Origin of the sequence: Arthrobacter nitrophenolicus (assembly GCF_045833485.1) — a bacterium.
GTDB lineage: Bacteria > Actinomycetota > Actinomycetes > Actinomycetales > Micrococcaceae > Arthrobacter > Arthrobacter nitrophenolicus.
Map to the genome: position 1 here is coordinate 2,433,290 of NZ_CP174504.1, position 18,936 is coordinate 2,452,225.

At 67.0% G+C, this 18,936-nt stretch carries 14 protein-coding genes and 1 tRNA gene; 5 read left to right on the plus strand and 10 right to left on the minus strand.

Annotation, left to right across the window (positions count from 1 at the left end; all coding sequences use genetic code 11):
* Nucleotides 1–701: 701 nt before the first annotated feature.
* The 3 genes from ACJJV6_RS11470 to ACJJV6_RS11480 all read left to right on the plus strand — a co-directional run bounded on the left by ACJJV6_RS11470 (nt 702) and on the right by ACJJV6_RS11480 (nt 3,294).
* Entirely contained in the window at nt 702–1,565 is an 864-nt protein-coding gene (locus tag ACJJV6_RS11470; protein WP_009357329.1) for a winged helix-turn-helix domain-containing protein, read from the plus strand.
* A 149-nt stretch (nt 1,566–1,714) separates the two neighbouring features.
* Nucleotides 1,715–2,242, plus strand: coding sequence for a histidine phosphatase family protein (locus ACJJV6_RS11475; RefSeq protein WP_133348655.1), 528 nt, complete (start codon nt 1,715–1,717; stop codon nt 2,240–2,242).
* Nucleotides 2,243–2,295: 53 nt separating this feature from the next.
* Nucleotides 2,296–3,294: an EamA family transporter gene (locus ACJJV6_RS11480; protein ID WP_407708986.1), complete on the plus strand. Its 999-nt coding sequence runs from the start codon at nt 2,296–2,298 to the stop codon at nt 3,292–3,294.
* Nucleotides 3,295–3,874: 580 nt separating this feature from the next.
* Here ACJJV6_RS11480 and ACJJV6_RS11485 read toward each other — a convergent pair.
* From ACJJV6_RS11485 to ACJJV6_RS11505, 5 genes are all read right to left on the minus strand, one after another.
* Nucleotides 3,875–4,516 carry a TetR/AcrR family transcriptional regulator gene (locus tag ACJJV6_RS11485; protein WP_009357324.1) on the minus strand — a complete coding sequence of 214 codons (642 nt, stop codon included), beginning with the start codon at nt 4,514–4,516 and terminating at the stop codon, nt 3,875–3,877.
* Nucleotides 4,513–6,549: a YhgE/Pip domain-containing protein gene (locus ACJJV6_RS11490; RefSeq protein WP_354176469.1), complete on the minus strand. Its 2,037-nt coding sequence runs from the start codon at nt 6,547–6,549 to the stop codon at nt 4,513–4,515. Before ACJJV6_RS11490 ends, ACJJV6_RS11485 begins: the two co-directional genes overlap by 4 nt.
* Nucleotides 6,546–7,337, minus strand: a complete 792-nt coding sequence (locus ACJJV6_RS11495; protein ID WP_354176471.1) for an ABC transporter ATP-binding protein — start codon at nt 7,335–7,337, stop codon at nt 6,546–6,548. Before ACJJV6_RS11495 ends, ACJJV6_RS11490 begins: the two co-directional genes overlap by 4 nt.
* 70 nt (nt 7,338–7,407) lie before the next feature.
* Nucleotides 7,408–8,862, minus strand: a complete 1,455-nt coding sequence (locus tag ACJJV6_RS11500; RefSeq protein WP_009357322.1) for an NAD(P)/FAD-dependent oxidoreductase — start codon at nt 8,860–8,862, stop codon at nt 7,408–7,410.
* Nucleotides 8,863–9,013: 151 nt separating this feature from the next.
* Nucleotides 9,014–9,087, minus strand: a tRNA-Arg gene (locus ACJJV6_RS11505).
* Between the two features lie 276 nt (nt 9,088–9,363).
* Between ACJJV6_RS11505 and ACJJV6_RS11510 the strand changes: the two genes are divergently transcribed.
* Nucleotides 9,364–11,196: a phosphoenolpyruvate carboxykinase (GTP) gene (locus ACJJV6_RS11510; protein WP_009357321.1), complete on the plus strand. Its 1,833-nt coding sequence runs from the start codon at nt 9,364–9,366 to the stop codon at nt 11,194–11,196.
* Nucleotides 11,197–11,335: 139 nt separating this feature from the next.
* On the opposite strand, the gene ACJJV6_RS11515 is transcribed toward ACJJV6_RS11510, so the two are convergent.
* The 4 genes from ACJJV6_RS11515 to ACJJV6_RS11530 all read right to left on the minus strand — a co-directional run bounded on the left by ACJJV6_RS11515 (nt 11,336) and on the right by ACJJV6_RS11530 (nt 15,036).
* Nucleotides 11,336–12,496 (minus strand): globin domain-containing protein, encoded by a 1,161-nt coding sequence (locus ACJJV6_RS11515; protein ID WP_354176473.1) that lies wholly within the window; start codon nt 12,494–12,496, stop codon nt 11,336–11,338.
* A 164-nt stretch (nt 12,497–12,660) separates the two neighbouring features.
* Nucleotides 12,661–13,110, minus strand: a complete 450-nt coding sequence (locus ACJJV6_RS11520; protein ID WP_354176475.1) for an Rrf2 family transcriptional regulator — start codon at nt 13,108–13,110, stop codon at nt 12,661–12,663.
* Between the two features lie 12 nt (nt 13,111–13,122).
* The gene (locus ACJJV6_RS11525) at nt 13,123–13,611 is read right to left on the minus strand and encodes a hypothetical protein (protein WP_035752278.1); all 489 of its coding nucleotides are present in this window, start codon (nt 13,609–13,611) and stop codon (nt 13,123–13,125) included.
* A gap of 6 nt (nt 13,612–13,617) precedes the next feature.
* Nucleotides 13,618–15,036, minus strand: coding sequence for a phosphomannomutase/phosphoglucomutase (locus ACJJV6_RS11530; protein ID WP_009357318.1), 1,419 nt, complete (start codon nt 15,034–15,036; stop codon nt 13,618–13,620).
* 142 nt (nt 15,037–15,178) lie between these two features.
* Here ACJJV6_RS11530 and ACJJV6_RS11535 point away from each other — a divergent pair, with 142 nt between their 5' ends.
* Nucleotides 15,179–17,389 (plus strand): RecQ family ATP-dependent DNA helicase, encoded by a 2,211-nt coding sequence (locus tag ACJJV6_RS11535; RefSeq protein ID WP_009357317.1) that lies wholly within the window; start codon nt 15,179–15,181, stop codon nt 17,387–17,389.
* Here ACJJV6_RS11535 and ACJJV6_RS11540 read toward each other — a convergent pair.
* Nucleotides 17,313–18,794: an MFS transporter gene (locus ACJJV6_RS11540; protein WP_052014060.1), complete on the minus strand. Its 1,482-nt coding sequence runs from the start codon at nt 18,792–18,794 to the stop codon at nt 17,313–17,315. The two genes, ACJJV6_RS11535 and ACJJV6_RS11540, sit on opposite strands and share 77 nt — an antisense overlap.
* Nucleotides 18,795–18,936: the final 142 nt, after the last annotated feature.

Below are 18,936 nucleotides of genomic sequence, written 5' to 3' on the forward strand. Positions count from 1 at the left end.
ACAACTCTCCGATCCTTCGGTATGGCCCGGCTAAGGGATTCCTGTGACCGGGCTGTGAATCCCAGCCTAGCCAGCTGGATACCGCGACGGCCCCGGAACGGGCGGCATGGAGCAGTAACGCTGAACCAACTTGAGGCATTTGAGGTGATTCCAGGCGTCTCCCGGCCGATTCAGGTGGGTCCGTCGGGAAAATTTTCTTCCCTTGCTCCGCGCGCCGCTGGACACGTGCCCGGGGAGTAAGGGGCAATTTTGGCATTTCGCACTCAGTTGAATAAAAATGGCCAGGAAGCCCCGATGGGCGAAGGAAATTCTGTGGGCAGCGCTGTGCGGGTCGCAGAATCGGATAACGAATGTTATTCTTTGGCGTCCGCCAGAATCGTGATCTGCGCCACAATAGAGCATTTCGTCTCACAATGCGGACGATCTGGTCCATTGTTACTTGCAAGTTGCCATTGTTACGCTGCACACTTCCAATGTGAACAAGAACTCAACAGCACCTGCAGCCGCAGAATATTGGCCCAGCACATCAGCTGCTGCCGACATGCGCTGTTGTCGAATGCACGCCTGACCTTCTCCACCCCTCGAAGTTCTTAGGCATTCGCCCCCAAGCCCAGCGTCGGGCGCCCCTCCCCAGTTCGCATTGCGGGGAAACCCAGCATTCGAGCCGCGATGGCGGCCATTCACATTGAGGTAAGCAATCCATGTCAGTTGCATCCGGATACGTCCACATCTCTGTCCGTAACGCCGCCAAGGCGGGCCAGCCCTCCGGCCTCCGCCCCGGCTTTGGCCCCCGCCCGTCAGTCTCGCCGTCTTCCGGAAGCAGCTTTCCTGCCCAGGGCTACGCGCCGCAGGGCTACAACCCCAACTCCTACGGGCAGCTCCGCGCCGTTCCCGCGGCTGAGTCTGCTCCTGTCACGGCACCCACGCCGGTGGTGGCAGGACCCAATGCCGTCCGCCCGGTGGCCAACGACAATGTTGCCCGCGGGTTCGTCCTGTACATGGGCATCGACGAGGAAACGGCCGCGGCGGCCGGCACCTCCATCGCCAAGCTTGCGCAGGAAATCCGCGCCTACGCCCAGTCCCTGGTAACCGGCGCCGAAAGCTACGCGGCGGTTGCCGTAGCCCCCGCCGGCACCCCCGGTTCCGCGCTCGACGTCGTCCGGTCCACCTTTGGCGACCCCACCGTAAACTCCCGCCAGCGCACCGAGACGCCCCGTCCGCAGCAGCCGCAGGAGCCGCGCCCGTCCGGTGTCCTGATCGACCTTGCCCGGCGCGAAGTCCACCTCGACGGCGAATCGCTCAACCTGACGTTCAAGGAGTTCGAACTCCTGAACTACCTGGTGGAGAATGGCACCCGCACCGTGGGCCGCGACGAACTGCTCGAAGGCCTGTGGCGGAACGCCGAGGAAGTGCCCAACGAGCGCACCATCGACGTCCACATCCGCCGCCTCCGCTCCAAGCTGGGCCGGCTCGCCAACACGGTCCGCACCGTCCGCGGCCAGGGCTACCGGTTCTACGAGCACCCGGAGGTCGTGGTCTGGGCCGCTCCGGAATACTCGATCTGATCTTTCAACGTCCGCCAACGGCGGCACGATCCCTCTGCGCCTGCGCTCGTACCTCACGCAACAACGGCGCTTTCGGGATATGCCGCCTTTGGCATACGGGGTCAGCCGGCATGTGCCTCCGCGGCTGGGGGTTTGGCTAGGCTTGGGGCATGAGTGAGCACCATCTTCGCCGCCTTGTGATCATGCGTCACGCCAAGGCTGACTGGCCCGGCGGTGTGCCCGACCATGAGCGGCCGCTGGAGGAGCGCGGGCACCGGGAAGCGCCGCTGGCCGGGCGCTGGCTGCTCAAGCACAACATCATCCCTGACTTCATCCTCTGCTCCAGCGCACTGCGCACGCGCCAGACCTGCACCTGGGTGTGCTCTGAGCTGGGGGACAAGGCACCCACGCCGAAGCTCGAGGACGGCCTGTATGCCGCTTCCGCCCTCCGCATGCTCTCAGTCATAAACCACGTGCCGGACACCGTGACAACGCTCATGCTGATCTCCCACCTGCCGGGCGTGCAGGACCTTGCGATGCACCTGGCTTCCCGCGATTCCGACCATGACGCGTACATGGACGCTGCCACCCGTTTCCCCACCAGCGCCCTGACCGTGCTGGAGACGGAAAAGCCCTGGGCGGAGCTGGACGGGCAGGACGCCAGGATCACCAGGTTCAAGGTGCCCCGCGCCCACTAGCCAGGGTTCCGGCAGAGCGGTTCTGGCATAGCGGTTCTGGCAGAGTAGGGAGCGTGAATCTCCGGGACTCCCTGCTTGCCGTGCTGGTTGCCGTGCTGTGGGGCCTGAACTTCGTGGCGATCGACATCGGCCTGCACCCGGGCGGCGGTGATGTGCCCCCGCTCCTGTTCGTGGCCATGCGGTTCGTCCTGGTGGTCCTGCCCTGGATCTTCTTCATCAGGAAGCCGGACGTAGGCTGGACGGCGGTCCTCGGCGTCGGGCTCTTTATGAGTGCGGGCCAGTTCGGCCTGCTCTACCTGTCCATGGCGCTGGGCATGCCGGCCGGCCTTGCGTCACTCGTCCTGCAGGCACAGGTGCTGCTGACCGTCCTCCTCGCCGCCGCGTTCCTCGGTGAGCGGCCGAACCGGAGGCAGCTGGCCGGCGTCGTCCTGGGCGTGGCAGGCCTCGCCGTCGTCGCCGTGGGCCGGAGTGCCGTTGCGCCCCTGCTGCCGTTCCTGATTGTGCTCGCCGCTGCCCTGTCCTGGGCGACGGGAAACGTCATCGCCCGGAAAGCGAAAGCAGCCTCGGGGCTGGGCCTGGTGGTCTGGTCCGGGGCCGTGGTTCCGGTACCCCTCACCGCCCTCTCGCTGCTGGTGGACGGCCCGGACGCGGTCCTCGCCACGCTCGCCAACCTTCAGGCGCCCACCGTCCTCACCGCGCTCTACACCGCCGTTTTTGCATCACTGGTGGGCTACGGCATCTGGAACCGGCTCCTGGCCAGCCACCCGTCGTCGGCCGTTGTCCCGTTTACGCTGCTGGTCCCCGTGGTGGGGATGACGGCCGCCTGGCTTGTGCTGGGGGAGGTGCCGACGCCCACCGAGCTCGCCGGCGGCCTCCTGCTCCTGGGCGGAGTGGCGACGGCGGTGCTGACCCTGGGCAGGCGGCGTCAGCGCCGCGGGGTGGAACCGGGGCCGGGCTTGGCCGCAGGCCTGCGGGCGGGAGCAACGGGCGACGACGGCCGCTTGGCTGCCGGGGGTACGCGCGACGTGGTCCCCGGCCCGGAAACGCGCTGAACCGCCCCGCTTCGTGCTGTCCCGCTTTTTGCAGCGCTGCCCTTTGCTGCGCTGACCCGTGCTGCGCTGCCTTTTGCTGCACCCGCTTTCGGTCCGGCGCCTCTGGATGCGGCTCCTTGGGCCGCCGGCCGGGAAGGTGCCGGCCGCCGCTTCGCCGGGGGCCGCCGGGCCGGCGCAATCCGCCTGCCCGCAGGCCAGGCGGCACCGATGAACAGGACCAGGAACGTTGCCACATAGGACACCGCCGCACCGACGAAATAGTTGTCCGGATCATCCGTGGGCAGGGGCGTGCCCAGGAACGAGGACTGGCCGTCAAAGGCCAGTTCCCAGGTGCTCAGGAATGCCAGGGCAAAGCCGACGGTGAGGCTGGTGCCGGCCCCGACGCAGAGCAACACCAACCGCCGGCCACGCACCAGGACCTCGCCGATGGCGGACAGATACGCCAGGGCAAGCACGCCAAGGAACGCGACGAATACCGGCTCGGCGAGGGTCATCCCCGTGAGCACGAGCAGCAACGCGGCAACGATGCCGGCGACAACCGCAAACTTTCCGCTGTTCCCCATGTGGCGCATGTGCACCATCATTCCCGAGGAGCGGGCAGCTTCAGGACGTAGCCGCGCATGATGGCCATGATTGCCGCAACGCTTTGGTCACGGCTGCGCTCCGGGTTGTAGGTCTGCCGGTCGAGTCCCACCACAAAGCAGGCACCGAAGATTGCCGTCTCCAGGCTTCCCCGGGACACGGACTCGTCCACCGGGTAGGCCTTCGCCACATCGTCCACGGCCTGGGCAATGACAGCCAGCAGCTCGCCGCGGAGCACTGCGAAGGTGCCCTGCCATTCGCTGGGCGTCCGCCAGTTCTCGCTGACCCAGAGCCGGGCGAAGGACGGGTACTCGGCCATGAAGTCCATGGCCTGGCCGATCATGGCTTCCATGGCCGGCAGCGGATCCTTGGCCGGCTCTGTCCGGGCCTCGAGCAGCCGGGACTTCAGGATGTCCACGCCGTGCCGCAGCAGCTGCGCGATGAGTTCGGACTTGCTGCCGAAGTTGTAGTAGACGGTGCCTTTTGACACTCCCGCGGCGTGGGCGATCTCGTCCACGGTGACGTTGGCGGCCCCGCGCTGGCCGATAAGCTCCATGGACGCGTCGAAGAGCTTCTGCCGGGTAGCAGTGGTCCGTCCTGGCCGCTGCCCCTTTGCTGCCGCCGGCGGGCCGGAGGTCATGCTGCAATCTCCGGTTTGAGGGCTTTCAACGTCCAGTACTTGTTCCTGCGCACGGCCAGCGTGGACAGGACGGCGCCCAGCAGGGTGTAGCCCAGGAGCCCGAGGACGGTGGGGACGATCATGGACAGGTCGGCACCGTAGATCAGGTGCCGCATGCCGGTGACCACGTATCCCATCGGCAGGACCTGGTGCACCACGTGGAGGGGCTCCGGAGTGGTCTGCCATGGGAACGTGCCCCCGGAGGACACCAGTTGCAGCACCAGCAGGATCAGCACCACCAGTTTGCCCGGCGAACCCAGCAGCGCCACGATGCCCTGGATAAGGGCGCTGAATGCCGTGGCCGCCGCCAGCATGAAGAGCCACATGAGGACCGGGTGCACCGGGTTCAGCCCCAGTGCGAGGTTCACCACGAGGGTGAGCAGGGTGGCCTGGACCGCGGACACCGCCAGGAACGGCAGCCAGCCGCCGACGGCGATTTTCCAGGACGGCGCGTTGGAAGCCAGGGCCCGCTGCGTTATGGGCCGCATGACCTGCACCAGCATGAAGATGCCGATCCACAGCGCCAGGGTGAGGAAGAACGGCGCAAGCCCCGCCCCGTAGGAATCGGCCTTCGCCTGTGACACGTTGCTGACTGCAACAGGATCAGCCATCACCCGCGACAGGTTGCTCTTCTGCGCGTCATCCGGGTTGGGCACCTGTCCCGCACCCTTGCCCAGCTCGTCCGCCAGCGAACGTGAGCCATCGGCAGCGGTGGCAGCCCCCGAGGCAAGCTGCGCCGCGCCGGCATCCAGCTTCCGTGCGCCTTCCGCAAGGCCTGCAGTGCCGTCCAGCGCTGCCTGTCCTCCAGTTGCCAGCGTGGCGGCACCGGTGTGCAGCTGCTCCGCGCCGCTGGACGCCTGCTGGACGGCGTCCTTGAGTGCCGGCGTTCCGGCGGCGAGCTGAGCTGCACCGACGCTGACGGACTCGGCACCGTCAGCCAGTTGCTGGACCTGGGCGGCGTCCGTCTGGACCTTGGCCTTCGCCGCCGCCACCGGGCTGGAGGCCGCCGTCGCGTCGAAGTCGGCCAGGACACTGTCGGCCTGTTCCTGGGTCAGGACGCCGGCGCTGACCAGCCGGGTGTTCGATTCAATCACACGGGTACGGAGTCCCTGGTCCGCCGTTTCCAGCTGGACGGCCACATCCTGGAACTTCGCGTTCAGCTGGGCGTTGCCGGCTGCCACCTGCGCAGCCCCCGTGGCGAGGGTCTGTGTGTCGGTGGGCAGGGACGCGGTCTTGTCCTTGAGGACGGACAGGCCGCTGCTGAGTTGTCCGGCGCCGTCGGTCAGCTGGTTGGCGCCGTCCCGCAGCTTCAGTTGGCCTGCGTAAAGGTCGTCAGCGCCGGCGCTGAGGCTGGACGTTCCCTCCTGGAGCCCGGTGGCACCGTCCCGAAGCTGCACCACGCCGTCGGCCAGCCGGCCGGCGCCATCAGCGGCCTGCACCATCCGCGTATGGATGGTACCGAAGCCGGTCAACAGCTGGTTGGCCGTTTCCTCGCCCACCTCCGTGGCTACGGTGCTGTGCACGGACGTGGTCAGCTTGTCCACGATGGTGCTCAGGAGATAGTTGTTCGCGTCGTTCGTGGTGACGTTCAGCATCGCCTGGCTGGCCGAATCGAAGCTGCCCGGCGATACGAGGTTGGCGGAAAAGTCTTTCGGGATCTTCAGGGCGAACGCATACTCACCGTCGCTGACCCCCTGGTCGGCTTCCTCGGTGCTTGCCACCGGAACCCAGTGGAAGACGTTGCCCTCCACCAGGCTGTCTGCCACTTTGGTCCCGGCGGCAAGCCGGGTGCCGTCGCTGGCGGTGGCGCCGGTGTCCTCCACAACCAGCGCCGCATCCAGGTGGTCCAGGTTCCCGTACGGGTCCCAGTTGGCATAGAGATAAACGGCGCCGTACAGCAGGGGAACCATCGTCAGCGCCAGGATGGTCAGCTTGGGCAGCAGGCCGCCCGTCATGCGCTTGAGTTCGGAGCGGGCCAGCCGCAGTACGGTCACTTGGCAACCTCTGTTTCGAAGTGGGTGTGCTGGTGGTCCGGGCGGCGGTCCGCGTCGCCTTGCGCCCCTGCTTCCTCCCGGGGCCCTGCTTCCTCCCGGGACCCTGCATCGTCCCCAAGATCCGCCGCTTCCCGTGGCAGTGCGTGGCCCCCGGATTCGCGGGCCGCCTCGGCGTTGCCGATTTCCACGGCTGGACCGGTCCATGACTGCGGGAGGGCACTGACCGTGGCTACGACGGCGAGCGGCCGCCCGGCGTCGGACGCCAATTGCCGGAGCTGCGGCAGCCAGTCTCCTTCATCCACGCTGTGCCTATCCGGTGAGTCCACTACCAGCAGGTCCGTGCGGGGGTTGGCAAGGGCCAGGGAGGCGAGGAGCCTAAGCCGGCGGCGCGGCTCCAGCTGCTCGGTCCAGAGGCCGGCAATATCCTCAAAGCCGTTGACCTTGAGCCAGGGCCCGCTCAGCAGCGCTCCCCGGTAACGGCGCGGGACCAGGGCCAGATCCTCCGTCACGAGGTCGCGGACGCTCAGGTGCTGCTCGGGTTCGTTGACGCCGGGGGAGTCCACCAACGCGCTGGCAAGCCGAAGCTGGCGGATGCGCTGGTGGCTGTCCCAGCTGAGCATCCCGCTGCTGGGCTTCATCCTGCCGCTCAGGACCAGGGCAAGGGCTGTCCTGTGGTCCTGGCGCCTGCCGGCGGCGAGAAGCAGTTCGCCCCGGCTGACGCTGAGCGAAGTGGGTGGAAGCAGGGAATCGCGGCGGCCTTTGACGTGGAGCTGGTGCGCTGAAAGCAAGAATCGCCTTTCACGGTGAATGCGGCTGCTTCCAGCTTAACAAAACTGACCGGTCAGTTCAAAAATCTTGTCACAGGCCGTACTTCTCCAAGAGACGCAACCACACCTCGCTGATGGTCGGATAGGACGGCACGGCATGCCACAGGCGGTCCAACGGAACTTCGCCCACGACGGCGATGGTTGCGGCGTGCAGCAGTTCGGCTACGTCCGGTCCGGCGAACGTGGCCCCGAGGAGGACCTTGCGGTCCTCGTCCACCACCAGTTGCGCCCAGCCCTCGTAGTTTTCGGAATGGAGTGAGGACCCGGCCACCTGGATGGGAAGCTCCACCGAGGAGGCGTTATATCCTTCCTCCCTCGCCTTCTCCAGGGTGCGCCCCACGGAGGCCAGTTCAGGGTCGGTAAAGACCACGCCCGGCACTGCATGCCGGTTGGCGGTCTGGGCGTAACGGCTCCATTCGGCCGGCGCGCCTTTCAGTTCCCCTTTTGCACGGGCGGCGATGGCGTCGCCCGTGGCGCGGGCCTCGTACTTTCCCTGGTGCGTGTAGAGGTTGTTGCCGGCGGCGTCACCCACCGCATACAGCCACGGCTCGTCTCCCGGCGTTCCCACTACCAGGCCGGTGGCGTCGGTAGCCAGGACGAGGTGGCCGTCCTTGTCCGGCTCGAAGCCAAGGCTTTCCAGGCCGAGCCCCTCCAGTGCGGGGTGCCGTCCGGTGGAGACCAGGACCTTGTTGGCCGTTACGGTGGACCCGTCGGACAGCGCCAGGCCGAACGTGCCGTCGTCGTTTTCGCTGATGCGCTCGGTAGCCGTGTTGAGGCGGAGTTCGACGCCGTCCGCGCGCAGCCCCGCGGCCACAAGCCGTGCGGCCTCCTCCGGAAAGTTCCGCAGCAGGCCGCTGCGCGCCACGAGTGTTACATCGGATCCCAGGCGGGCGAATGCCTGGGCAAGTTCGGTGCCCGCCACGCCGCCGCCAAGGACAGCCAGCCGCTCCGGGACCTCTTTCGCCGACGTCGCTTCGCGGGTGCCCCACACCTGGAGGTCCTGCAGTCCCTCGATGGGGGGAGTGTTGGGCATGGAGCCGGTTGCCAGGACTACCGCCTGCCGCGCCCGGAGCCGGTGCGAGGTTCCGTCCAGTCCGGCCACCTCCACGGACTTGGCCGCCGTCAGCCATGCGTGGCCGCGGACCAGTTCGATGCCCGCCTCCTTGACCCATGACACCTGGCCGTCGTCCTGCCAGTTGGCGGTCATGTAATCCCGGCGCTTCAGCACGGCTGCAGCGTCCAGCGTGCGCGTGACGGCCTCTTTTGCGCCCGGCGTTGTCTGTGCGCCATGCAGTGCAGTGCCCGGCCGGAGCAGTGCCTTGGACGGCATGCAGGCCCAGTAGGAGCACTCGCCGCCTACCAGTTCTGCCTCCACCAGGACTGCCGTCAATCCTCCCTGGACCACCCGGTCCGCCACGTTTTCCCCTACGGCGCCTGCGCCGATCACCACTACGTCAAATTCGCGCTCAACAGCGTCCGGCATCATGGGGAAAGCCTACGCCCGGGCGGTGACAGGACGGGGCGCCGGCAGGTGGGGTACCGGCCGGATGGATGCTCGCCGGACGGGGCGCTGGATAATGTAAGGCGCTGGTTAACGCAAAAGGTCCGCACCGGCGAACCGGTGCGGACCTCATCTGTGCGCCCAAAGGGATTCGAACCCCTGACCTTCTGTTCCGTAGACAGACGCTCTATCCAGCTGAGCTATGGGCGCATCTCGTGTCCCTGGAGAAGAACCGCTCTCCCTGAACCTCGAATTACTTTACGCGAGGTTGGCCGCCGTGCCAAATCGAAAGCGGTGTAATCTGCACGACTAGACCGGTATAGGTGACCTTAGTCACTTAATCCTCGATTTTCGCGCTGCTTTTCCTTGAATTCTCGCGGAATCCGGTTTTTCCAGGGTCATTTGCCCGACATCCCGCTCGAAACCGCCGGTGGTCCGGACCATAGCATTTAGTCCACACCGATGAACCCGAGGAAGGGAACCGAAATGGGCGATCTGGCGCAGAAGCCGCTGCTTGAGAAAGCACCCACCACACATGCCGGTCTGCTGGCATGGGTCGAAGAGGTTGCTGAGCTTACGCAGCCGGACCGCATCTACTGGGTTGACGGATCCGAAGAGGAAAACACCCGTCTCACCGATGAGCTTGTTGCAGCCGGAACCCTGACCCGGCTGAACCAGGAGCTGTTCCCCAACTCCTTCGCCGCTTTCTCGGACCCGGCTGACGTGGCCCGCGTGGAGGAGCAGACCTTTATCTGCTCCGAGAACAAGCGCGACGCCGGCTTCACCAACAACTGGATGGCCCCGGCCGAGATGAAGGAAAAGCTGCGCGGCCTGTTTGCCGGTTCCATGCGCGGACGCACCATGTACGTCATCCCGTTCGTGATGGGCCACCTGGATGCCGAGGACCCGAAGTTTGGCGTGGAGATCACGGACAGCGCCTACGTTGTTGCCTCCATGCGCATCATGGCCAACATCGGTACTGCCGTACTGGACAAGATCACGGCAACGAACGCATTCTTTGTGCCGGCCCTGCACTCCCTGGGCGCTCCGCTGGAGCCAGGCCAGGAAGATGTGCCCTGGCCCTGCAACCCCGACAAGTGGATTGTCCACTTCCCGGAGGAGCGCTCCATCTGGTCCTTCGGCTCCGGTTACGGCGGAAACGCGCTGCTGGGCAAGAAGTGCTACGCCCTGCGCATCGCCTCAGTCATGGCGCGCGACGAGGGCTGGCTGGCCGAGCACATGCTCATCCTCAAGCTGACCTCGCCGGAGAAGAAGAACTACTACGTCTCCGCGGCCTTCCCGTCAGCCTGCGGCAAGACCAACCTTGCCCTGCTCGATCCCACCATTGAAGGCTGGGAGGTGGAGACCCTCGGCGATGACATCACCTGGATGCGGATCGGCAAGGAGGGTGAGCTGCGCGCCACCAACCCTGAGGCCGGCCTGTTTGGCGTGGCCCCCGGCACCGGCTGGGGCACCAACCCGAACGCCATGCGTGCCATCGCCAAGGGCCACAGCATCTTCACCAACGTGGCATTGACCGACGACGGCGGTGTCTGGTGGGAGGGCATGACCGACGAGGTGCCTGCGCACCTGACCGACTGGCAGGGCAACTCCTGGACGCCTGACTCCGACAAGCCGGCCGCACACCCGAACTCCCGGTTCTGCACCCCGATCTCGCAGATCGACATGCTGGCCGAGGAGTACTACAGCCCGGAGGGTGTGGAGCTCTCCGCCATCCTCTTCGGCGGCCGCCGCAAGACCACTGTTCCCCTGGTCACCCAGGCGCGCAGCTGGACCAACGGCATCTTTATGGGCTCCACGCTCTCGTCAGAGACAACTGCCGCCGCTGCCGGGCAGGTCGGCGTGCTGCGCCGCGACCCCATGGCCATGCTTCCCTTCATCGGATACGACGCAGGTGACTACCTGAAGCACTGGATCAGCGTGTCCGGTAAAGCCAACCCTGCGCGGCTGCCGCACATCTTCCTGGTCAACTGGTTCCGCCGCACAGCCGACGGCGGCTTCGCCTGGCCCGGTTTCGGCGACAACGCCCGCGTCCTGAAGTGGGCCATTGAACGCATCGAAGGCAAAGCTGACGCCATCGAGACCCCCATCGGGTTCGTCCCGACCGGGGACTCGCTGGACCTCACCGGCCTGGACCTGACCCACGCCCACGTGGAGGACGCAGTCCGCGTCGACCGCGAGGAATGGGATGCCGAACTGGCCTCCATCGAGGAATGGTACGCAAAGTTCGGTGATTCGCTCCCTGAGGCGCTGCGCGCTGAACTCGAGTCGCTCAAGGAGCGGATGTCGAAGCACTAGCATTCGGTTGTACCAACGACGGCGGCCCCGCACCTTTGAATGTAAAGGTGCGGGGCCGCCGTCGTTACTGTATCGATTGCTCCGCAGGCGCCCCTTTCACCCTTCACAAGGGCCGCTGCGGAGCAATCGATGAACAGGCCTAGCTGGCCAGCCAGATGTCCGGGCCGAAGACTTCGTAGTGGATGCTGGTGGCCGGGACGCCGGCGTCGATGGCCTCGTTGCGGATCTTCTGCATGAAGGGCAGCGGACCGCACAGGTACAGCGAGGCATTGGCAGGGAGATCCACCTCCCGCAGCGACATAAAGCCCTCGCGGGCACCCGCCTCGGGCTGTTCCAGCCACAGCTGCAGTTCGGCACTGTCCAGGCGCTCGACGTCGTCCGTCATCTGGCCGCGCAGCGCCCAGCTGTCCAGGGTGCTTTCCGCATGCAGCACCAGGACCTGCCGGTCGGTTCCGGCCTCGGCCAGCGAACGCAGGATGGAGGCAGTGGGGGTGCAGCCGATGCCGGCAGATGCGAGGACAACCGGACCGTCACCCTCCTTGAGCGTAATCTCGCCATACGGGTTGGAGATTTCCAGGATGTCGCCCACCTGCACGTCACGGTGCAGGACCGGGGAAACTTCCCCGCCGTCGTCAAGCTTGGTGGTGAAGGTGCGGCTGGTCCCGGCGTCTGCCGACAGGGAGTACTGGCGGACCTGGCGGAGCCCTTCCGGGAGGACCACCTTGACGCTGATGTACTGGCCGGGAAGAGCCGGCGTGACCGGGGTGTCGTCCGCAGGCTCCAGGGTGAAGGTCATGGCACCGGTGCCGGCCGGGGTCTTCGCAGCCACGCGCCAAGGCATCCACATCCGGTCGTTCGCCTGGCTGGCGTACAGCCCCTTCTCGAGCTTGATCAGGGCGTCCGCCATCAGCCAGTAGACCTCGGTCCAGGCTTCGGCGATCTCGGGCGTGATGACCCCGGCGAGGTCCTCGGCGATGGCAGCGAACAGGTGCTCGTAGACCACCTGGTACTGCGGCTCCGTGATGCCCAGGGAAGCGTGCTTGTGGGCGATCCGGGACAGGACCGCCTCCGGAAGCGTGCCCGGGTTGTTCACCAGGTGGGTGGCGAACGCCGCGATGCTGCCCGCCAGGGCCTGCTGCTGGTTGCCCGAACGCTGGTTGGAGCGGCTGAACAGCCCGTCCAGCAGTTCGGGGTGGGCGGCGAAAAGGCGGGAGTAGAACTTGGGCGTGATCGCGCCGATCCGTGACCCGACCAGCGGCAGGGTGGCTTCGATGACGGGGCGGGACTTTTCCGAGAGCATGCGGACTCCTGAGATAGCGGCCGGGGCCTTCGTCCGGCCAGATGCGAATACATGCATTTCAAATGCATGTTTTCATACCTCAAGTTCTACAGCTCGTAGAAGATGAAATCAAATTGTGCGCAGATGTTGCGGGCGCACGCCAGGAATGCTGTCCGGTAACCCGTTTACAGTCCGGGCCGGAGGCCGATCATCTCGAAAACCGGGGCCATCTGCCGCGACCCGGGCAGGTCCGCGATCACCACGGAATCCAGCTCCCGGTAGAACGCCTCCCGGGCCCTCGCCAGGGCTGCCCGCAGCTTGCACTCATTGATGAGCGGGCAGTTGCCTGTTGTCGCCATGCACTCGGCAGGGTCCGTGCGGGTATCGAGCTCGCGCAGGATCTGGCCGACCGTTGCCGTGCGGCCGGCATGGCTCAGCCGTGAACCGCCGGTCCGGCCCCGCACCACTTCGATCAGCCCAAGGCTCCGCAGCTTTGCCATTGCCTTGCTGACGTGGTTGTAGGGCGTCCCCACCGAATCCGCGATGTTCTGCGTGGTCAGGAGCTCGCCACCGGGAACGGCGGCGAGCACCATCAGTGCACGCAGGCTGACGTCGGCGAAAGCGTTGATCTTCATGGCCGGCGCGGTCTAGTCCACCCAGATTGCAGGTTCGTTGGTATCGGCACCCAGTTCACCGAATTCCCACGTCCGGGTGGCTGTGTTGGCCGCGTAGGGCAGAACCGCGGCGAAGACTGAACCGTCGCGGTGTTCGGCGGCCACATGGATGGCGTCCGAGTCTTCCTCCACCAGCATGATGTCGCATACGATGGCGGCCGCGCGGAAGTCATCCCGGTTCTGCCGCAGCAGGGTGTGCAGGTCGCTGATCATCGCATCGGCGTCGAAGTCCGCATCCGGATCATCCGCCGCATCGGCGGGGGAGACGGCAACAAGCCGCACCTCGCCGTCGTTCTGGACCGTGAGGGCGAAGGGCAGGAAGCCGCCGTTGCGCTGCAGCTGCTCCTGGGCGGCGCTGACGCCCGTCCCCAGGAGATTCTCCAGGTCGGTTGCAGTGCTGTCCGGCACAGAATCGCGCCACGCGCCCTGTCCTTCAGCTCCCGGCAGCGTCCCGTCAGCCATCGCGCCCTAGGCCCGGACGATCGACAGGACGCGGTCGCGGATGCGTTCCATGGTGCCGCGGTCCGTGGCCTCTGCGTTGAGCCGGAGGAACGGTTCGGTGTTGGAGGGGCGCAGGTTGAACCAGTAGCTGCCGTCGTTGGCGGTGAACGTGCTGCCGTCCAGGTTGTCGATGGTGAGGTCCTCGCCGGCGAAGGCGGCGCGTACGCGTTCAACGGCGGCGGGCTTGTCTTCGACTTCCGAGTTGATCTCGCCCGAACTGACGTAGGGCTCGTACTCGCGGGCAAGCTCGGACAGCGGGCCGTCCTGCTCGCCCAGGGCAGCCAGGACGTGCATGGCGGCCAGCATGCCGGTGTCCGCGTTCCAGAAATCCCGGAAGTAGAAGTGGGCAGAGTGCTCGCCGCCGAACACTGCGCCTTCCTCTGCCATGACGGCCTTGATAAAGGAGTGGCCCACGCGCGTGCGGACGGCACGGCCGCCGTCCTGCTCCACAAGTTCGGCCACGGCGCGGGAGCAGAGGAGGTTGTGGATGATCGTTGGTGTGGCCTCGCCCTGCGCCTTCGCGCGGGCGATCTCCCGCCGGGCCACCATGCCGGTAATGGCCGACGGCGACACCGGCTCGCCCTTCTCGTCCACCACGAAGCACCGGTCGGCGTCGCCGTCGAAGGCCAGGCCGATGTCCGCGCCGTGCTCGACCACTGCGGCCTGCAGGTCGCGGAGGTTCTCCGGCTCCAGCGGGTTGGCGGGGTGGTTGGGGAAGGAACCATCCAGCTCGAAGTACAGCGGAATGATGTCGAACGGCAGCTTGGGAAGCAGGGTGTCGCCCAGGACCGCAGGCGTGGTGAGGCCGGCCATGCCGTTACCGGCGTCGACAACGACCTTGAGGGGGCGGGAACCGGACAGGTCCACCAGCTTGCGGAGGTACTCGGCGTAGTCCTTGAGCACGTCGCGGACACTGATCTGGCCACGGGTGCCGGCGGCGGGGATGGAACCGGTGTTGAGGTGCTGCTCGGCGAGGGTCTGGATGTCCTTGAGGCCGGTTTCGGAGGAGATGGGAACGGCGCCGGCCTTGGACATCTTGATGCCGTTGTAGCCGGCGGGGTTGTGGCTGGCGGTGAAGGTGGCGCCGGCACGGTCAAGGAAACCGCACGCGAAGTACAGCTCATCGGTGGAAATCAGGTCCAGCAGCTCGACGTTGGCGCCGCGGGTTGCTGCACCGTCTGCGAAGGCCTTGCTGAATTCGGGGGAGGAGGGGCGCATATCCCCGCCCACCAGGATGGTCTGGCCTTCGAGCTGCAGGACGTCCACGAACGCGGCCCCCACGGCTTCGACGATTTCGGCGGTGATGGACTCGCCCACAATGCCACGGACGTCGTAGGCCTTGAAGGATGCCGAGAGATCAAAAGTCGTTGTCTGTTCGCTAGTCACGGGCTTTATCTTACGATGGCGCGGAAGGTGCCTGTGGAGGAGGGGCGGCGGCAGCCCAATGTGACGGGGCTGGTGTTGGCCCGCTTTCCACATACAGTCCCCGCATGTGCCGGCTGTCGGAGGTGGCTGGGATACTGAATCAATGGTCGATAACCAGCATGCCGCCGCACTGATAGACACGCCCCCGACACCTGCCACAGCAACCGACGGGTCCGGCCCTGCCTCCGCCACCCACCAGCAGGCGCTGGAGGTCCTCCGGGAACTGGTGGGCCACCCCGAAGCCGGTTTTCACGAGGGGCAGTTCGAAGCCATTGAGGCGCTGGTCGACGGCGGGCGGCGGGCCCTGGTGGTCCAGCGCACCGGCTGGGGAAAGTCCGCGGTGTACTTCGTGGCGTCCCTGCTTCTCCGGCGCCGGGGTGCAGGACCCACGCTCATCGTCTCGCCGCTGCTTGCCCTGATGCGGGACCAGGTGGCCGCCGCGGCAAGGGCAGGCGTCCGCGCCGTCGCCATCAATTCAGCCAACCAGCTGGAGTGGGACGCGGTCCGCGAGCAGCTGGCCGCGGACCAGGTTGACGTCCTGCTCGTCTCCCCGGAGCGCCTCACCAACCCGTCCTTCCGCGAGAACCAGCTGCCGGAACTGATCCGGCGCACCGGCCTGCTGGTCATTGACGAAGCACACTGCATCTCCGACTGGGGGCATGATTTCCGCCCGGACTACCGCAGGATTGCGGACCTGATCACCCGGCTGCCCGAGTCGGTCCCCGTGCTGGCCACCACCGCCACCGCAAACTCCCGCGTGGTGCACGATATCGAGGAACAGCTCGGGGCCGGCGTCCTGACCATCCGCGGTGCGCTGGGCCGGGACTCGCTCCGGCTCGGCGTCCTGTCCCTGCCGGACTCGAAACAGCGCCTGGGCTGGCTCCTGACCCACCTGTCCGATCTTCCCGGCAGCGGCATCATCTACACGCTGACGGTCTCCGCCGCCGAGGACACCGCCCGGCTCCTGAAGGAGGCGGGGCACGAGGTCCTGGCCTATACGGGCCGCACCGATCCCGCGGACCGGGAACGCGCCGAGCAACTGCTCAAGGACAACCAGGTCAAAGCCCTGGTGGCCACATCCGCGCTGGGCATGGGCTTCGACAAACCGGACCTGGGCTTCGTGGTCCACCTGGGCGCGCCCTCCTCGCCGGTTGCGTACTACCAGCAGGTGGGACGTGCCGGCCGTGGCGCCGCGAACGCCGATGTCCTCCTGCTTCCAGGCTCCGAGGACCGGGAAATCTGGCAGTACTTTGCCACCGCCTCCATGCCCTCCGAGGAAAAGGCGGCCGCTGTCCTCACCGCGCTCGCGGAGGCCGGGACTGCGCTGTCCACGGTGGCCCTCGAAGCGCGGGTGGACCTGCGCCGCACCCCGCTGGAGCTGCTGCTGAAAGTCCTGTCCGTGGACGGCGCCGTCGAGCGGGTAGGGGGAGGCTGGCGGTCCACGGGGCAGCCCTGGGTCTACGACGCGGAGCGGTACCAGCGGATCGCCGAGGCCCGGGTGGACGAGCAGGACTCCATGGTGATCTACCAGGACACCGCGGGCTGCCGGATGGAGTACATCACCTCCGTCCTGGACGACGAAACGGCGCACCCCTGCGGCCGGTGCGACAACTGCGCCGGACGCTGGTTCCCGGCAGAGGTAGCGGAGGATGCCACCGCTGCCGCAGGCCAGACCCTGAGCAGGGCGGGCGGTGTCCTTGAAGCGCGCCTGCAGTGGCCCAGCGGCATGGACCGCCTGGGTGTTCCGGTGAAGGGAAAGTTGAAGCCTGGCGAAGGACTGGCAGAGGGACGCGTCCTGGCGCGCCTGACGGACCTTGGATGGGGCGGTGCGCTGCGGGAGCTGTTCGCTGCCGGTGCCCAGGACCGGCCCGTGGATCCCGGGATGCTGCAGGCCTGCGTGCAGGTCCTGCGGGAATGGGGCGCCGGCGATGCCCGCACCCCGGGCTGGAGCGGTGCCGGCAGGCCGGCCGCCATCGTGAGCATCCCGTCACGGAGCAAGCCGCAGCTGGTGGGCTCCCTCGCCAGGGGAATCTCGGAGATCGGCCGGATTCCCTACCTCGGCGAGCTGCAGCTGGCCCACGGCGGCCCTACCGGCAGCCGGGGCGGCAACAGCGCCTACCGGCTGGCCGGGGTGTGGGACCGCCTGGCAACCGGGCCCGAGCTTGAGGCGGCGCTGGCAGCAGTCCACGGGCAGAGCGTGATGCTCGTCGATGACCTCGCGGACAGCAGGTGGACGCTTACGGTCGCGTGCCGCGCTCTTCGGCAGGCCGGGGCCGGCGCGGTTCTTCCACTGGTGCTTGCCCAGGCCGGCTGACTTCCGCGCCGGCGTGCCGGGGCAGCAGGAGGCTGTCGATGGTGCTGGCGAGCATCAGGGCGGCCATGGCCAGGAACGCGCCGCGGAATGGTCCCGCGGCGTCCTGGAAACCTGCGGGATAGCCGTCGAAGATCCGGATCAGCAGTGCCGCCACGGCGATGCCCGCTCCGGTGGCGAGCTGCACAAGGGTGGCGGAGACGGTGTTCGCCGATGTCAGCTGGGCCGGCATGATGTCTGCGTACTGGACCGAGGCGTAGGCCGAGAAGCCGATCGACCGGAACGCTCCGCTGCAGACCAGCAGGGCGAACGTCAGCGCCTGCGGTGTTTCGGGCGTGAGGAAGGCGCAGGCGGTGAAGGTCGCCGCGGACGCAAGGGACGCGAAGACCAGCATTGCCTTGAAGCCGAAGCGGCGGATCAGCGGGGTGGTGGCCGGCTTGATGCCGATGTTGCCGATGAAGACCGCGGCCACCATGATGCCGGCGTGGATGGGGGACCAGCCGAATCCTGTCTGGAACATCAGGGGCAGCAGGAACGGTACCGAGCTGATGGTCAGGCGGTAGACGAAACCGCCGGTGGCCATGGCGCGGAACGTTCGGGTACGGAAGACGTCCAGGTCGAACAGCGGGTTCCTGGCCTTGCGCATCCACAGCACGGCGGCCGCGAGGCAGAGCGCTCCGGCGGCTGCGCTGACCGCCGCCCAGGGGGTGTCGGGGTGGGCGCTGGCCAGTTCGAGGCCGGTCACCAGTGCGCCGACGCCCAGGGTGGTGAGGAACAGCCCGGGCCAGTCCAGGCGCCGGCCCGGGTCTCCGGCTGTGCCGGGTACCAGCCGCAGCGCCGCGATCAGGGCGGCCACGCCGAGCGGAAGGTTGATCAGGAAGATCCAGTGCCAGGACAGGTAGGTGGTGAGTGCGCCGCCCACCAGGGGAGCGAGGACAGGGGCCAGGAGCCCGGGCCACACCAGGAAGGCGGTGGCGCGCAACAGTTCGGATTTGGGGGTTCCGCGCAGCACCACCAGGGTTCCGACCGGCACCATCATGGCACCGCCGGCGCCCTGGACGATGCGGCTCACAGTCAGGGTGGTCAGGTCCTGGCTCAGCGCGCAGGCGAGCGAGGCGGCCGTGAAGACGGCGATGGCGAGGCAGAACACCCGGCGGGCTCCGAAGCGCTCGGCCAGCCAGCCGCTGATCGGGATGCCCACGGCCACTGTCAGGAGGTAGGCCGTCATCGTGATGTTCACGTCGGCCGCCGGAACACCGAAATCGGCGGAAATGTTGGGGATGGCGGTGGTCAGGACCGTGCCGTCCAGGAATTCCATAAAGAACGTTGCCGCCACCAGGAGCGCCAGGTGCGGGTTCCACACCTGCCCGGTGCTGCCGCTTCCGTCCACCTGAGTACTTGCTGCCATCCGTTTATGGTGCCATCGGGAGGGGCCCGCCGCAGTGCGGTGTCCGGTCCCCGGACGGTACCCACAGGCGCGGTCGCTGGCCGTCCGGACCCCACTCCTTCAGAAGTTTGTTCGCGGATCCGTACCCAAAAGGCTCCGATCT

Excerpts from the sequence above, each read along its gene's own strand:
- ACJJV6_RS11470 (WP_009357329.1), top strand. The coding sequence starts at position 702 with ATGTCAGTTGCATCCGGATACGTCCACATCTCTGTCCGTAACGCCGCC.
- ACJJV6_RS11475 (WP_133348655.1), top strand. The coding sequence starts at position 1,715 with ATGAGTGAGCACCATCTTCGCCGCCTTGTGATCATGCGTCACGCCAAG.
- ACJJV6_RS11485 (WP_009357324.1), bottom strand. The coding sequence starts at position 4,516 with ATGACCTCCGGCCCGCCGGCGGCAGCAAAGGGGCAGCGGCCAGGACGG.
- ACJJV6_RS11500 (WP_009357322.1), bottom strand. The coding sequence starts at position 8,862 with ATGATGCCGGACGCTGTTGAGCGCGAATTTGACGTAGTGGTGATCGGC.
- ACJJV6_RS11510 (WP_009357321.1), top strand. The coding sequence starts at position 9,364 with ATGGGCGATCTGGCGCAGAAGCCGCTGCTTGAGAAAGCACCCACCACA.
- ACJJV6_RS11515 (WP_354176473.1), bottom strand. The coding sequence starts at position 12,496 with ATGCTCTCGGAAAAGTCCCGCCCCGTCATCGAAGCCACCCTGCCGCTG.
- ACJJV6_RS11520 (WP_354176475.1), bottom strand. The coding sequence starts at position 13,110 with ATGAAGATCAACGCTTTCGCCGACGTCAGCCTGCGTGCACTGATGGTG.
- ACJJV6_RS11525 (WP_035752278.1), bottom strand. The coding sequence starts at position 13,611 with ATGGCTGACGGGACGCTGCCGGGAGCTGAAGGACAGGGCGCGTGGCGC.
- ACJJV6_RS11535 (WP_009357317.1), top strand. The coding sequence starts at position 15,179 with ATGGTCGATAACCAGCATGCCGCCGCACTGATAGACACGCCCCCGACA.
- ACJJV6_RS11540 (WP_052014060.1), bottom strand. The coding sequence starts at position 18,794 with ATGGCAGCAAGTACTCAGGTGGACGGAAGCGGCAGCACCGGGCAGGTG.